The sequence below is a fragment of the Streptomyces kronopolitis genome (genome assembly GCF_014646275.1).
Taxonomy (GTDB): domain Bacteria; phylum Actinomycetota; class Actinomycetes; order Streptomycetales; family Streptomycetaceae; genus Streptomyces; species Streptomyces kronopolitis.
The window spans coordinates 462,248-477,752 of the sequence record NZ_BMND01000001.1 but is presented as its reverse complement, the minus strand read 5'-3'; the positions used below and the strand labels follow the sequence as shown (position 1 = coordinate 477,752).

At 72.6% G+C, this 15,505-nt stretch carries 9 protein-coding genes; 3 read left to right on the top strand and 6 right to left on the bottom strand.

The annotated features are described in order from the left end of the window. Window positions 1-57: 57 nt before the first annotated feature. The gene (locus IEY78_RS01780) at window positions 58-6,063 is read right to left on the bottom strand and encodes an SDR family NAD(P)-dependent oxidoreductase (RefSeq protein WP_189095687.1); all 6,006 of its coding nucleotides are present in this window, start codon (window positions 6,061-6,063) and stop codon (window positions 58-60) included. Between the two features lie 492 nt (window positions 6,064-6,555). On the opposite strand from IEY78_RS01780, the gene IEY78_RS01775 reads away from it, so the two are divergent. The 3 genes from IEY78_RS01775 to IEY78_RS01765 all read left to right on the top strand — a co-directional run bounded on the left by IEY78_RS01775 (window position 6,556) and on the right by IEY78_RS01765 (window position 10,124). Then, window positions 6,556-7,218, top strand: a complete 663-nt coding sequence (locus IEY78_RS01775) for a 4'-phosphopantetheinyl transferase family protein (RefSeq protein ID WP_229699623.1) — start codon at window positions 6,556-6,558, stop codon at window positions 7,216-7,218. Between the two features lie 471 nt (window positions 7,219-7,689). Then, window positions 7,690-8,451 carry a TetR/AcrR family transcriptional regulator gene (locus IEY78_RS01770; RefSeq protein ID WP_189095685.1) on the top strand — a complete coding sequence of 254 codons (762 nt, stop codon included), beginning with the start codon at window positions 7,690-7,692 and terminating at the stop codon, window positions 8,449-8,451. Next, window positions 8,448-10,124 (top strand): MFS transporter, encoded by a 1,677-nt coding sequence (locus IEY78_RS01765; protein ID WP_189095684.1) that lies wholly within the window; start codon window positions 8,448-8,450, stop codon window positions 10,122-10,124. The genes IEY78_RS01770 and IEY78_RS01765 overlap by 4 nt, the downstream gene beginning before the upstream one ends. A 63-nt stretch (window positions 10,125-10,187) precedes the next feature. Here IEY78_RS01765 and IEY78_RS01760 read toward each other — a convergent pair whose 3' ends face one another. The 5 genes from IEY78_RS01760 to IEY78_RS01740 are packed head-to-tail and all read right to left on the bottom strand — an operon-like array spanning window position 10,188 to window position 15,454. Continuing rightward, window positions 10,188-11,537 (bottom strand): acyltransferase domain-containing protein, encoded by a 1,350-nt coding sequence (locus tag IEY78_RS01760; RefSeq protein ID WP_189095683.1) that lies wholly within the window; start codon window positions 11,535-11,537, stop codon window positions 10,188-10,190. Window positions 11,538-11,571: 34 nt separating this feature from the next. Beyond that, complete coding sequence (locus tag IEY78_RS01755) at window positions 11,572-12,531, bottom strand: class I SAM-dependent methyltransferase (RefSeq protein WP_189095681.1); 960 nt, start codon at window positions 12,529-12,531, stop codon at window positions 11,572-11,574. Between the two features lie 27 nt (window positions 12,532-12,558). Continuing rightward, window positions 12,559-12,975 carry an aspartate 1-decarboxylase gene (gene panD / locus IEY78_RS01750; RefSeq protein ID WP_189095740.1) on the bottom strand — a complete coding sequence of 139 codons (417 nt, stop codon included), beginning with the start codon at window positions 12,973-12,975 and terminating at the stop codon, window positions 12,559-12,561. 14 nt (window positions 12,976-12,989) lie between these two features. Beyond that, on the bottom strand, window positions 12,990-14,195 hold the full coding sequence (locus IEY78_RS01745) for a cytochrome P450 (RefSeq protein ID WP_189095679.1): 1,206 nt from the start codon (window positions 14,193-14,195) through the stop codon (window positions 12,990-12,992). After that, a complete protein-coding gene (locus tag IEY78_RS01740) occupies window positions 14,195-15,454 on the bottom strand; it encodes a cytochrome P450 family protein (RefSeq protein ID WP_189095677.1) in 1,260 nt (419 codons plus the stop codon). Before IEY78_RS01740 ends, IEY78_RS01745 begins: the two co-directional genes overlap by 1 nt. Window positions 15,455-15,505: the final 51 nt, after the last annotated feature.

Below are 15,505 nucleotides of genomic sequence, written 5' to 3'. Positions count from 1 at the left end.
GTGTTCTCTCCTGGTGGTCGGCGATGCGGGGGCCTGATCGGGCCCGGCCGCGCCGGGTTACGGGAAGGTCAGGTCGAGCCGGGCCGAGCGGACCGGCGCGAGGGCCGGTCCGGGCGCGGCGGGCCGGCGCCAGAACCTGCTGCGCCGATAGGCGGGCGTGGACAGCGCCGGCCGTCCTGGTTCCCCGGGGGTGCCGGGGCCCAGCAGGACGTGGGCGTTGGTGCCTCCGAAGCCGAAGGCGCTGACGCCCACCCGGCTCCCGGCCGGCAGGTCCGCCATCCGGGTGACCGGATAGAAGGGCGAGTCGGCGAAGGCGAAGCGCGGGTTCGGCCGGTCGCAGTGCAGCGTGGGCACGAGCCGGCCGTGCCGCAGGATCTGGACCGCCTTGATGAATCCGGCGACGCCCGCGGCGCTGAGCAGGTGCCCCATCGAGCTCTTGACGCTGCCGATGCCGCAGTAGCCGCGGTCCTCGGTGTACTTCCGGTGCACGGCGGTCAGGGCCTGGAGCTCGATCGGGTCGCCGATCATCGTGCCGGTGCCGTGGGCCTCGACGTATCCGACGGTGCGGGCGTCGGCTCCGGCGCGGGCCAGCACGTCGGAGATCAGCTCGCGTTGGGCCCGGCCGCTCGGCGTGGTGTGGCCCATGGTCCGGCCGTCGTTGTTGACTCCCGAGGCCTCGATGACGGCCAGCACCCGGTCCCCGTCGCGCAGGGCGTCGTCGAGGCGCTTGAGGAGCACCATCCCGGCGCCCTCGCCCGGGACGAGGCCGTCGGCGGACTCGTCGAAGGTACGGCAGCGGCCGGTGGGCGACAGCGCCTTGCCGGCGCTGAGCATGAGGTAGGGCTCCTCGTCGAACAGCAGGTCCACGCCGCCGGCCAGGGCCATCGACGTCTCCCCCGACGCCAGGCTCCGGGCGGCCAGGTGGATGGTCACCAGCGACGAGGAACACGCGCTGTCGACCACGAGATTGGGCCCCGTCAGGTCCAGGAAGTGCGAGATGTGGGCGGCGACGAAGTTCTGGTTGACGCCGGCGATGTAGGGCCGCTCCGGGGGCTGCAGGTGTGCGCGGTGGTTGCCCGTACGCGTGCCGACGAAGACGCCGACCGCCCCTCCCCGTACCTCGTCCTCGCGGTACCCGGCGTCCCGCAGGGCTTCCACGGACACCTCCAGCGCCTTGCGCGCCAGCGGGTCGAGGTGGCGGGCCGCCTCGGCGTCGAATCCGAAGAACTCCGGGTCGAACAGGGCGGCGTCGTCGAGGAATCCACCCCACTTGCTCTGGCTGCGTCCCGGTCCCCCGTCCGGGCTGTAGAGGGAGGCCGTGTCCCAGCGGTCGGCCGGCACCTCGGTGACGAGGTCGCGGCCGGCCAGCAGGGCTTCCCAGAACTGCGCCGGGTCGGACGCGCCCGGCAGGCGGCAGCCCATCCCGATCACGGCGATGGGCGTCGGCCGCCCGTCCGCGGCCGGGATCAGGACCTGTGCCGGGGCCTGTGCGTCGGCCCGGGACGGCTGCGTCGGCACCGCGGAGGCGGGCGGGCCGGCCGGCTCGGGTACGAGGTCGGCCGGGGGTCCGCCGAGCGCGGCGGCGAGGCCGCCGAGCGTCGGGTGCTCCTGGAGGAGGCTCGGATCGACCGGCTGGCCGAGGATCTCCTCCAGGGCGCGCACGAGTTCGGCCATCAGCAGCGAGTCCACGCCGATGTCACCGAGCAGGGTGTCGGCCGCCAGCAGGCCGGGGGCGACCTTGGTGGTACGGGCCACGACGGCGTACAGCCAGTCCGGCGACGCCGCCGTGGCCAACTCCCCGGACGGTGCGGTCACGTGCGGTACGGCCACTGCCTCGGCCGAGGGCTGTGCGGGCCGCGGCTCCGCAGCACGCCGCGGTGCCAGGAACAACTCGTCGGCGGCCACGGCGGTGCGCTCCACCCGGCACGGCAGGACCACGGGGTCACCGGGCACCCGCAGGGCGAGGTCGAGCAGTTCCAGCGCGTCGTCGGCGGCCAGGTCGGGGATGCCGAGCCCGCCGGCGGCACTCGTCCGCTCCAGCCCCATGCCCACGCCCTGCCACAAGGGCCAGCGCAGGGCGCGCACCACGCACCCGGAGGCGCCGGTGTCGTGGGCGGCGGCGAAGTCGTCGAGCACGCCGTTCGCCGCCGCGTAGTCCAGGTGGCCCGCGGCGAGGGACGGCACCGCTCCCGCCACGGAGGAGAACAGCACCATGAGCCGGGGCGGCGTGGCTTCGAAGGCCGCCCACAGCACCCGCAGCCCGTCCGTCTTGGGCCGCAGCACCCGGGAGATCTCCTCGGGCGTACGGGACAGGAAGGACGTGGGCGGGTCCATGACCCCAGCGCAGTGGAAGACGGCGTCGATACCGCCGGCCTGCTTCCTGACCCGGCCGATCAGCCGGCGCAGGGAGGCGACGTCGTCCAGGGCGTCGGTCCGCACGGTCAGCGTCACCCCGCGCTCGACGAGGGCGAGCAGCGCGGTGAGGCGGGCGCGCAGCGCCGGGTCGGTGCCGGGCGCGGCGACGAGGGCGGCCCACTGGTTGCGGACCGGCGCCCGGGAACGCCCGACGAGCACGATGTGGCGGGCTCCCCGGTCGGCGAGGTGGGCGGCGAGGCGCAGGCCGATGCCGCCGAGGCCGCCGGTGATGAGCACCGCGCCGCCGTCGACGCCCGCGAGCAGGTCCTCGGCGGCCCGCGCCGGCGCGAAGACCGCCACGCGCCGGCGGCGGCGCGTGCCCTCGTACCGGATCTCCGTCTCGCGGTCGACGGCATCGGTCTCGGCCCGGACCGCGGCGGCGAGTTCGTCGGGGTCGCCGTCGACGCGGACGGTGCGGCCGTGGAGGGCCTGGAACTCGCCGGACAGGGAGCGGTAGAACCCCGCGAGCGCGGAGCGTTCGGCGCCGCTGACATGGACGCAGCGCAGCCCGACGCGGGGGTTCGAGGTGAGCGTCCGCTGCAGCAGGCTGATGCGCTCGGTGACGAGGGTGCCGGGGGCGGACCAGTCGACGAGGTCGACGATCCCGCCGAGGCCGGCCAGTTCGGGTACGGGGTCCCCGGGGACGTGCACCAGGGCGCGGCCGCCGAGCACCGTGCGGGCCAGTTCCGGGTCGGTGGTGACCACCAGCAACCGGCCGGTGTCGCCGGTGTCCGGCGCCGGTGCGTCCGTCCACTCGGTGGTGAGGAGTTCGGCGCCGGCGACGGGCGCGACCCAGTGCTGGTCGCGGCCGAAGGGATAGGTCGGCAGCGACACGGGCGGTGCGTCCGGGGCCGTCCGGGCCGGGCCCGACCCTTGGGACTGTCCGTTCACGGGCGCGTTCGGCGGGGTGTCGAGCACCGAGGCGAGGCGCGCGGCGAGTTCGCCGAGGTCCGACGCCTCGACGGCGACGCGGTAGGGCAGTGCCGCACGCCCGGTGCTCAGGGTCCGCGCGATCGACGCGAGCGGCGGGGCGTCCGCGGAGCGGACCGCCTCGAGCAGGCGGGCCACGGCCTCCCGCAGGGCCTGCGGGGTCCGGGCGGAGACGGGCACGACCACCGGAGCGGCCGTGGCGGGGGCCGCCGCCGGGCGGGGGCCCTCCTCCAGGACCACATGCGCGTTGGTGCCGCCCATCCCGAAGGAGCTGACCCCGGCACGCAGGGGGCCGCCGCCCAGGGGCGACTCCCATGCGCTGCGGTCGCGTTGGAGGCGCAGCGGCGTACCGTCGATCTTGATCATCCGGTTCGGGCGGTTCAGGTTGCGCGCGGCCGGCAGCGTACGGTGCCTCATCGCCAGGATCACCTTGACCATGCCGGCGATTCCGGCGGCGGCCTCCAGGTGGCCGATGCTCGTCTTGACCGAGCCGACCGCGCAGTGCGGCGCGGTGGGACGTGCGTGGCCCCACTGCGCGTAGAGCCGCTCGAAGGCGGCGACCATGCCGGAGACCTCGATCGGGTCGCCCAGGCGCGTGCCGGTGCCGTGCGCCTCGATGTAGCCGACCGTGCGCGGGTCGACGCCCGCCTCGTTGTAGGCGGTGACGAGCAGGTCGGCCTGCGCGTCCGGGTTGGGGGCGGTGAAGGACTGGGCCTGCCCTCCGTGGTTGACGGCCACGCCGCGGATCACCGCGTGCACGCGGTCGCCGTCGGCCAGCGCCCGGTCCAGCGGCTTGAGGAGCAGGGCGGCGACGCCCTCGCCGCGGACGTATCCGTCCGCGTCGTCGTCGAAGGTGTGGCAGCGGCCTCGCGGACTCAGCACGCCGGTGCGCTGGTAGGCGTGCTGCCGGGCGGGGTCGCACAGGACGTTGACGCCGCCCGCGAACGCCTGGTCGCATTCGCCGGCGCGCAGCGCGGCGACGGCCTGTGCGACGGCGACCAGGGACGAGGAGCAGAGGGTGTCCACGGCGACGCTGGGTCCGCGCAGGCCGAGGGTGTACGAGACGCGGTTGGCCACGAGGGAGGGGGAGACCGCGACGCTCAGGTGCGGCTCGTCCCGCCCGGCGTGCCGGGCGATCAGCGCGGCGTAGTCGGAGTGGCACACGCCCGCGTAGACGCCGGTGCGGCTGCCGGTGAGCGAGGCCGGATCGCGTCCGGCGTCCTCGGCCGTCGCCCACACGGTCTCCAGCAGCAGCCGCTGCTGGGGGTCCATCAGAGCGGCTTCCCGCGGGCTGATGGCGAAGAACTCGTGGTCGAAGCCGCGTATGTCGTCGAGCAGGGCCGCCTTGCCGATCAGACCGGGGTGGTCGGCCGCACTCCAGCGGTCCGCGGGAACGTCGCGGACGGCGTCCTCGTCGCGGCCCAGGAGCTCCCACAGTTCGGGCACGCTCGGCGCGCCGGGGAACCGGCCGGCCATTCCGATCACGGCGATCGGCATGGCGCCGGGTCTCTCGGCCGGCGGTAGGGCCGCCGGCGCTGCGGCCGCCGGTGCGGCCACGGCCGGATCCGGGCGTTCGCCGCGCAGGACGCGGGCCATGGCGGTGACCGTGAAGGCCTGGAACAGGGTGCTGGGATCGATCTCGCAGCCGACCTCGTCCTCGGCCCGTACGGCGGCCTCGGACAGGGCCAGGCTGTCCAGTCCGCGCGGGCGCAGGTCGTCGTCCGCGGTCAGCGAGCCCGCGGGCTCCCCGAGCACGGTCTCCATCAGGGCCAGGAGCCGGCTTTCGAGGTCTTCGGGCAGGGAGCCGCGCGGCGGTTCGGGAACGGCGGCGGAGGGGGAGGCGGACCCGATCGCGGCGACCGGGGCGGCGCCGTCGCCCGGGAGCGCGGCGAAGGCCTCGGGCCGGACGAGCCGCTTGACGGTCTCCAGGCGGGCGAGCGGCCGGCCGTCGCGTTCGCGCAGGAGGGAGGAGGAGAGGACCACCCGGTCCTCCGGCCCCAGCCGGAACCCGTCCAGGCGGTAGCGCACGGCGTCGGCCAGGCCGCAGTTGCCGAGGTAGACGATGTCCCGGCTGAGGGTGACGGCGTCGACGGCCCACTCGCCGCCGGGCACCACGGACCGTACGTAGTTGCGCTCGCCGCGGTCGTTGATGTGCGGGTACGAGGCGAAGTAGAGCAGGCCCGCCGCGTTCACGTCCGCGAAGGGGTTCAGCTCGTACGTGTCGGTGTAGAGGCCGGCGGCACCGTCGCCCTCCAGCTGGGTGAGGGCCCGGAACTCGCCCTGAAAGTCGCGGTGTTCCCCGCTTGCGTCCGCCACGGGGCCGCGGCCTTCGTGGCGCGGGGTGCCGGGGACCAGCCAGTTGCCGGGGCCCCTGCGGACGAAGGAGGTCAGGAGCCGGACGTCGACCGACGTCGTGGCCGTGGCGAAGCGGATGTCGCTGACGAACTCGTGCTCGTCGAGCCGGGCGAGCGTGCCGGTCAGTTCTCCCTCGTCGTGCTCGGTGAAGAAGCGGAGGGAGCCGGCCGCGGTCAGTCTGGCGCGGGTGAAGGCGGGCAGCAGCCGTTCGCCGTCGGCGTCGGCGAGTTCTGCGACCGGGAGGCCGAAGTGCTCGCCGATCAGGGACCAATGGAGGTCGCCGGCCTCGCGTAACAGCCAGTTCTCGGAGAGGCCGCCGACGGAGAGTGCGGGAAGGCCGAGGACGATCCGGCGGGTCAGCATATGGACACCCGCCCGGCTGCGGTACGCCCGGCGGACGCTGCGGACCGGCGCGCGTCCCGGCGCGCATGCGGCCACGACTGATCACAGCGCTGAATCATCTACATCCCCCGATGAATTTCCTGAAGGCCCGTCAAGCACACCGGCCGTCAAAGTAGTTGAAAGTAAGAACTACTTACGCCGGGGCCCGTATGGCGCAGCGACCACTGATGTGGTTGATCATTGAAGCCACCCCTGGCTCGACCCTCTCCCCCGTCACTGCAATTCGAGGGCCGACGAGAATGAATCGTGGACGACAATGCCTGGTTGCGCAAGTGGAATGGGTCGCCAATGTCAGGAATTCCAGAGCCGGTTCCCGGCATCCACCATCCGGCACGGAAGTCCGGTCCGACCTGGCCGGACGGCGTGAACCCCGGTCCCCGCACGGGGCCGGGGTCCGGGCCGCACCCCGACGCCGGGGCGCCCGGCCTACTCGTCGGTACGCTGCCGGACGTCGTGATCGTGGAACTGTTCGCCGACCCGCCGGACATCCACCTCTACCCGGAGGAAGCGGACAGGGTGAGGCGCGCGGTCGACAGGCGCCGACGAGAATTCGCCACCGTCCGGCTGTGCGCCCGCACGGCCCTGGCCCGCCTCGGGGTGCCACCCGGGCCGATCCTCCCCGGCCCCGCCGGGGCACCGGCCTGGCCCGAGGGCATCGCGGGCAGCATGACCCACTGCCCCGGCTACCGTGCCGCGGCGGTCGCCAGGACCGCGACGGTCGCCGCGGTCGGGATCGACGCCGAACCGAACTCCGCGCTGCCCAGGGGCATCGAGAGGAGGGTGGCCTCACCCGAGGAACGGCGCACGCTGGACCGCCTCGCCCTGTCCCACCCCGCCGTGGCCTGGGACAAGCTGCTGTTCAGCGCGAAGGAGAGCACGTACAAGACCTGCTTCCCGCTGATGGGCCGGCTGATGGATTTCAGCGACTGCACCATCACCCCCGATCCGGAGCGGGGCACCTTCAGCAGCTCCCTGCACGTGCCCGGCCCGGTGGTCGGCGGGCGACGGGTGAACACCTTCACCGGTCACTGGCGGACCGTCGTCCGGGAGGGCGTCGAGTACGTGGCGACGGGGATCGTCGTACCGGCCGCCCCCGCACCCGCGGTGTTCCGGTGACCCGTGACCGGTGGCGGAATGCCGAATTCCGACCACGGTCGACGCCTGACCGAAATGCATGGGACACGAGTGCATTCTCCCTGGAGGCTGCACAGGAATTCAGCCGAGTAACTCGCCGAGCCCCGCGTGACCTGCCCGCAGGGGAACCAGCGAATCAATGGCCGGAACTCGATCACAACCTTGTGGGCTCTTCGTGCGTCAGCAGGATGATCGGCATGCGGCAAGAAGGAAAAGCAACGCACTACTGACGGCCCTTCGCGAGGGCGGCCCTCGTCGCCGAGATCGTGGTCGGCGGGTTCAGCCGCCACCTCGGCATCCGAGCCCCCGATCTGGTCCACCTCGGCGCGGCCCCCGAACCGGCCCGCCGCGAGCCGCACCAGGAGGTGCAACAGCCCCTCCAGGCCGGCCCTTCGGGCACGGGTGGCAGCCCTTTCGCATGCGCGCCCGCAGCACGGCCGTCACCTTCCCTTAATGCATTTCAGATACAACTTCGTATTGGAATACAGTCTTGTATCTGGAAAGTGCGTCAAGGAGGCGATCACCATCACCAAGCGACTCACCCGGCAGCAGAGCCGGCAGGTCACCCGCGACCAGATCCTTCAGTCGGCGGCCGCGCTCTTCGCCGGCCAGGGGGTCAGCGGAACCTCGGTGGAGCAGATCGTCGAGGCCGCCGGCTACACCCGGGGCGCCTTCTACGGCAACTTCGAGGGCAAGCACGAGCTCGTCCTCGCCCTGCTCGAACAGCGCACCCACCACGAGCTGGAAGAGATCCAGGCGATGAGCCGCGAGGCGGCCACCTTCGAGGAGATGCTCGCCCACCTCCGCTCCTGGCACCGCCGGCGCGACGAGAACCTCGCCAGCTGGCTCGCCCTGCGCACCGAACTCTGGCTCTACGGACTGCGCGACCCGGAGCTGCTGCCGGTACTGGCGGACCGCGAGCGCCGCTCCCGGGACGCGATCGCCCAGTCGCTGGAGCAGGGCTTCGCCGCGCGCGGCGTGACCACGCCGGCGCCCGTGGAGCTCCTGGCGCTGATCGTGCACGCGCTGGACGACGGGCTGTCCATCCAGCGCGTGCTCTTCCCCTCCGACAGCGGCACGGACCCCGTCGTGGAGGTGGTGGACCTCCTCATGAAGTCCTGGACCGCACTCGCCCGCAGCACCGCGACCGCTGCCGGACCCACCGCGGCATCCGCCGCCGAACCCCCGACCGAGAACCTGGAGAAGAACCCATGAGCAAGGCAGGCCAGGCAGAAAAGCCGGCGCACGCCGGCCCACCTGTCGCCCCCGACGCACCCGAGCCCGACCCGAAGCGGTGGCTCGCGCTGACCGTCCTGCTGGTCGCCACCTTCATGGATCTGCTCGACGCCAACATCATCACCGTGGCGATCCCGAGCATCCAACGCGACCTCGGCGCCTCGACCGTCGCCATCCAGGCGATGACGGCCGGCTACACCCTGAGCTTCGCGGTCCTGCTGATCACCGGCGGCCGGCTCGGTGACATCTTCGGCCGCAAGCGGATGTTCCTCCTCGGCGTCAGCGGCTTCGTCCTCGCGTCCGCGATGTGCGCCGCCGCGCCCAGCACCGAGTTACTCGTCGCCGCCCGCGTGCTCCAGGGACTCACGGCAGCGATCATGGTGCCCCAGGTGCTCGCGCTCATCCACGTCTCCTTCGCCCCCCAGGAGATCGGCCGCGTCGTCAGCCTCTACGCGAGCATGGTCGGCGTGGCCATCGTCTCCGGTCCCCTCATCGGCGGCGCCCTGATCAGCTGGAGCCCGCTGGACCTCGGCTGGCGCAGCATCTTCGTGGTGAACCTGCCGGTCGGCGTGCTGGCCCTGATCGGCGCCACGAAGTGGATGCGGGAATCGAGCTCACCCCACGCGAAGCGCCTGGACATCATCGGCATGCTGCTGATCATCGTCGGACTGCTGCTGCTCATGGTGCCGCTGACCCTCGGCCGCGAACTCGACTGGCCGGTGTGGAGCATCGTCTCGCTCATCGCCACCGCCCCCGTCCTCGTGCTGTTCGTGGTCTACGAACGCCACAAGACCCGCAAGGACGGCTCGCCCCTGGTGACGCTGTCCCTGTTCAAGGTCCGCGCGTTCGGCGCCGGCATCAGCGTGCAGCTCCTCTTCAGCGCCATCCCCGCGGGCTTCTTCCTGAGCTGGACCCTCTACCTCCAGGCCGGCCTCGGCTGGTCGGCCCTGCACACTGGTCTGACCGCGATCCCGTTCTCCCTGTGCGTGCCGATCGTCGGCGGACTCGCGGTCCGCAAGCTCTCCCCGCTCTACGGCCGTTACTGCCTGCTCGCGGGGGCCGCCCTGATGCTCGCGGGCATCCTCTCCTACGCCTGGGCGGCCGGCCACTTCGGTACGGACATCACCTCCTGGCACGCGGTCCCGTCCATGCTCCTGATCGGCTCCGGCATGGGTCTGCTCATGCCCCCGCTGACGGCGCTGGTGCTCAGGGAGGTCCAGCCGCAGGAAGCCGGCGCCGCCTCCGGCATCATCAACGCCACCGGCCAGCTCGGTGCCGCGCTCGGCGTGGCGATCATCGGCAGCCTCTTCTTCGCGGCCCTCGCGGGCAACGCCGGGCCGCAGGCCGAACGGGTCGTCCCCACCGTGCGGTCGGTGTCGCCCGTGCAGGCCTCGGGCCTCAAGGACTGCGCGACCGAGGCACTCGGCCAGGACGACCTGGCCAGGGTTCCGGACACCTGCTCCACCCTGGTGCAGGGCGCCGACGTCGGCACCCGGAATACGATCGCTGGCGCGCTCGACGAGATCCGCGCGAAGACGTTCGTGTCCACCTACAGCGAGACGCTGTACTGGGTGGCCGGTGGCCTCGTCCCGCTCACCACCCTCGTGCTGCTCCTGCCGCACCACCGGGTCCGGCGGGAGGAAATGGCCTAGGTCGTGTCGTCAACGTCCCGTCGTCGGCCCGGTGGGCGGACGACGGGACGTTGCAGACAGCCCCTAGGCGGAGACGGCCCGGCCCGCCGCCACGGGTGCCGGCCGGGGCCGGCGCACCGCCTCCAGTACGGCGGCCTGGTACGGGGTGAGGCCGCCGGCCCGCTCCTGCGGGAACAGTGCGGCCCAGTTCGGCTCCCGCCCGCAGGCGTACAGGGTCCCGAGCGAGGCGAGCATGGAGCGGACCTCGGCCCGGCGCCTGCCGGACGGCAGCAGCCATCCCTGCCGCTCCCCGTGTTCGAGGGTCTGGCGCACCGGGCTCAGCAACACCGGATGGGCGCTGACCTCCAGAAACACCTCGTGTCCCGCGGCGCCCAGATGCTCCACCGCGGCCGCGAACCGCACCGGTTCCCGCAAGTTGCGCATCCAGTACGCGGCCCCGAGCCCGGCGCCCCGCACCGGCTCGGCCGTCACGGTCGAGTACATCGGCAGGCGGGTGGGGGCCGGCTCCAGGGTACGCAGGGCGGTGTGCAGGTCCTCGCGCAGCTCCTCCACGTAGTGGCTGTGCGAGGCGACCGTCCCCTTGATCACCCGGCAGTAGACGTCCCTCGCCTCCAGCTCGGCGACGAGCGCCGCGAGCGAGTGCGAGTCCCCCGCCAGGACGGTGGAGCGGGGGCTGTTCTCCCCCGCCACGCTGATCCCGCCGCCGCTCGCCTCGGCCACCGCCCGCGCCTCGGCCGGGGAGAGTTCCGTCGTGGCCAGCGCCCCCTTGCCGGAGATCCGGCGCAGCAGCGCGCTGCGCCGGCAGGCGACCATCAGGGCCTCGCGCAGGGTCAGGCCGCCGGCCGTGTGGGCGGCGGCGATCTCCCCCATGCTGTGCCCGACGACCGCGTCGGGCGTGATCCCCCAGCTGCGCCAGAGCGCGGTCAGGGCGATCTGCAGGGAGACCATCGTCGGCTGGAGGACGTCCAGTTCGTCCAGCCGGGCCTCCCCCGCCGGCAGCTTCAGCTGCTCGACGACGGAGAAGCCGGCGAACTCGCTTACCAGTCGGTCGCACTGGAGCAGCGCCTCGCGGAACACCGGTTGCTGTGCGAGGAGTTCACGGCCCATCCCGTACCACTGGGCGCCCTGTCCGGCGAAGACGAACACCAGCCCGGGGCGCCGGGCCGTGACCTGGGCCGGGACCCGCCCCACCTCCCCCGCGCAGGCCTCTTCGAGCTGCGTGCGCAGGTCGTCGTACGAGTCGACGGCGAAGGCGATCCGGTGGGCTCCGGTCGTGCCCGTCGCCGCCTCGTGGCAGTACCGGGCGAGTGCGGGCAGGTCGCGTCCGGCACGGATCCTGTCGAGGTGGGCGTGCAGCAGGACCTGGAGCAGGTCCTCGGTGCCGGCGGCGACGGCGAACAGCCGTGGGTTCATGCTTCCCCCCTTGCGGTTTCGGCCCGGACTGCGGTCATCGGCGGACGGCGATCCGGTGGCGGTAGCTCTCCATTGGCAGGCCGCTCATCCACGGCACGATGCCCAGCTTGCTGAGCGCCTTGATGGCGGGCGGCGGCTGGTAGCCCGCGAACATGCCGCCGAACATGAGGATCTGGCTGTGCGCGGCGATCTGGCGCACCAGCGGGTTCATGCGCTGCTTGCCGAGGGTGGTGCGGAAGTGGCTGCCGGGTGCCATCCGGCGGCGGACGGCGGCACGGACCCGGTCCGAGATGTCGTGGTCGGCCGTCCATTCCAGGCCCTTGATCTCCTCCGCCGTGCGCCGCATGGTCTCCGTGCGCTGCCGGGTGTAGACGTCGATGTGGCTGAGGAAGCCGCCGGGGCGCAGCACGCGTGCGGCCTCGCCGAGGAACCTGCCGAGGTCGGGGTAGGTGTGCGAGCTCTCGATGTTGACGAGCACGTCGACGGAGCCGTCCTCGAAGGGCAGCTCCTCCGCGTCGCCGTGGACGAAGGTGAGCGCGTCCCCGCGGGACAGGGTGGCGGTGCCCCGTGCGACGGCCTTCGGTGACAGGTCCAGGCCGGTCATGCCGGCGCCGGGGGCGACGCGGGAGAGGAAGTTGAGGCCCTCCCCCATGCCGCAGCCGACCTCCAGGACGTGGCGGCCGGCGTAGTCGTCCAGGTCGATGGGGAGTTCGCGCAGGGCGAGGAAGTAGAGCTGCTCGCTGAAGCCGTCGGTCCAGGGCTCGCCGAAGCCGGGCACGCGGGCGCGGATCTCCTCGACGAGCGCGGGGTCGTGCATGCCCCAGTTCCACAGGGCCCCGTGGCCGGAGAGCGTGGCGGCCATGTCGTAGATGGAGGCGCTGGCGGACTTCATGCCGGCGGCGTTCGCGCCGCGGCGGGCGGTGCCGGACTCGTCGAGGTTGATGTCCGCGAGACCACTGGTGAAGGCGGTCATGACGTCAGGAGTGGCACTCATGTGGGTCTCCGGTGAGCAGGTGGGTGGTCAGGCACTGACGGTGTCGCCGCGCACCAGGCCGAATCCGTCGGGTACGTCGGCGGGGTCGCTGCCGGTCGTGACGGGTCGGTTGTCGGCATCGACGAACACCACGCTCGGCTGGTAGGAGCGGGCGTGCTCCTCGCTCATGGAGGCGTAGGAGATGATGATGACGAGGTGGCCGGGGTCGATGAGGTGGGCCGCGGCGCCGTTGATGCCGATGATCCCGCTGTCGGCCTCGCCCTCGATCACGTAGGTGCTGAGGCGGGCCCCGTTGTCGATGTCGACGATGTCGACCTTTTCGCCGGGCAGCAGGTTCGCGGCGGCCATCAGCGTGGAGTCGATGGTGACGGAGCCCACGTAGTGCAGGTCCGCCTGGGTCACCGTGGCACGGTGGATCTTGGACTTGAACATCTCTCGGTACAGCACGTGCTCTCCGTTCACCAGGTCACCGGTAGTTCTTGGACGCCATAGATGATCATGTCCGGGCGGGTGCGGACCTCGGCGGCGGGAATGCCGAGGCGTAGCCCCGGGAAGCGCCCGAACAGGGCCGCGAAGGCGACCCGCAGTTCCAGCCGGGCGAGTTGCTGGCCCACGCACTGGTGGATGCCGTGTCCGAAGGCGAGGTGCGGTACGGGCTCGCGGGTCACGTCCAGTTCGTCCGGCAGGGCGCACAGCACCGGATCACGGTTGGCGGCCGCGAAGGAGAGCGAGACCGCGTCCCCGGCCGCCATCCGGTGTCCCTCGAACTCCAGGTCCTCGCCCACGGCGCGGATGCCGCCCGCGTGGACGACCGTGAGGTAGCGCAGCAGTTCCTCGACCGCCCGCTCGGCCAGGGAGGTGTCGGCGGCCAGCGCGGCCGACTGCTCGGGGTGCTCCAGCAGGGCGAAGGTGCCCAGGGCGATCATGTTCGCGCTGGTGTCGTATCCGGCGGTCAGCAGCACGGAGCCGACCGTGACGAGTTCCTCGTCCGTGAGCCGGCCCTCGGTGACGAGGGTGGCGAGCAGGTCGTCCGCCGGTTCGGCGCGCTTCGCCTCGACCAGCCCGCGCAGCAGGCCGGTGAGGGCGTGCCAGCCGGCGATGGCCTCCTCGGCGCTGGAGTGCACCGCGAAGAGTGCCTTGATGGCCCGGGCGAAGGCCGGACGTTCCGACAGGGGCACGCCCAGCAGCTCGCAGATGACCGACGCGGCCATGGGCTCCGCGAACCCCGTCACCAGGTCGACCGGGCTCTCGCCCTTGCCGGCGCCCATGGCGTCCAGGTGGCGCTCGGCGAGTTCCTTCAGCCGGGGTTCGAGGGTGCGGGTGCGGCGCGCCGAGAACCAGCCGGCCACCGCCCGCCGGTAGCGGGTGTGCTCCGGCGGGTCCATCGCCGTGAACATGCCCGGGGCCGGCTCGGTGCGGTCCGTCGCCATGGGCAGCGGGATGGGCGAGCGCAGCGCCTCCCCCCGGGAGCTCATCCGGCGGTCGGACAGCAGTGCGCGGACCTGGGTGCAGCCGGTGACCAGCCAGCCCACGTGCCCGTCGGGGAACTCCATGCGGGCGACCGGATGGTCCGCGCGGAGCACGCCCAGTTCGGGTGCGGGGTCGAAGGGGCACCGGCCCCGGGTCATCGGCAGACCCGGGACTGCGGGAAGGCCGTCGGTCATCACACCTCGTCCTCCGGCGACAGGCGGACGGGAAGACGCTGCATCGGCATCAGGTAGCGCGGCTCGATCTCCTGCGGGTCGACGGCCAGCGACAGGTCGGGGAACCGCTGGAACAGCGCGGTCAGGGCGACCTCCCCCTCGATCAGGGCGAGGCTGGCGCCCAGGCAGTAGTGCGCGCCCCGGCCGAAGCCCAGGTGCGGGTTCTGCTCACGGGTGACGTCGAGGCGTCCGGGCTCCTCGAAGACCTCGGGGTCCCGGTTCGCGGCGGCCAGCACCACCTGGATGCCCTCTCCGGGCTGCACCTTCACCCCGCCGATCTCGACGGTCTCGGTGGCGAAGCGGCGGAAGGTGTGCTTCACCGGCGCGGTGTGGCGCACGAGTTCGGCGGCGGCCCGGCTGCCGAGCGAGGGGTCGTTCTTCACCAGTTCCAGCTGGTCGGGGTGCTGGAGCAGGGTGAAGACCCCGAGGGCGACGAGGTTGCGGACGGTCTCGTGGCCGGCCTGTACGAGGACCATCGCCAGGGCGGTCAGCTCGTCGTCGGTCAGCCGGTCGCTGTCCTCCTCGTGCACCTGCACCAGCTCGGAGATCAGGTCGTCGCGCGGCTCGGCCCGGCGGGCGGCGATCAGTTCCCGGGTCACCCGGGCCATGCCCCGTACGGCCGGGGCGAACTGCTCGGGGTTCGGGCGCAGGGCCTGGGCGAGGGTCTCGCTCCACTCGCGCCACTGCTCGCGGTACTCCTCGTCGACGCCGAGGAGTTCACAGATGACGATGATGGCCAGCGGGTGCGCGTAGTCCGCGATCAGGTCGGGCTCGGCCTTGCCGGCGAGGCCGTCGAGCAGGCGCTGCGCCACGCGTTCGACGGCCGGGGTCAGCGCCAGCATCCGCCGGGCGGACAGGGCCCGGGTGACGAGGCGGCGGACCCTCATGTGGTCCTCGCCGTCCATGGTCAGCAGGGTGGAGTCGAACATGTCGACGATGTCCTCGGGGATGCCCCGGCTGAGCATGCTCTCGCGGTGGGAGTCGCCCGGCGGGCGGCTGCGCAGGGTCGGCTCGCCGAGCACCGTCTTGACGTCGTGGTGTCCGGTGACCACCCAGACGTCGCTGCCGTCGGCGAACTTCCCGCGGCAGACGGGACGGGGGCCGCCGAGCCAGCGCTCCCCCGCCTCCGGGTCGGTGATGAACTTCGGGTCGGACAGGTCGAACTCGCTCGCCAAGTCGTCGGATCCGGTACTGAGTTCCGTGGCGGGGGTCTCGGTCATGCGGTCTGCCTCGCTCGTTACTGAGAATGTCGATCGTGCGGATGGTGCTGG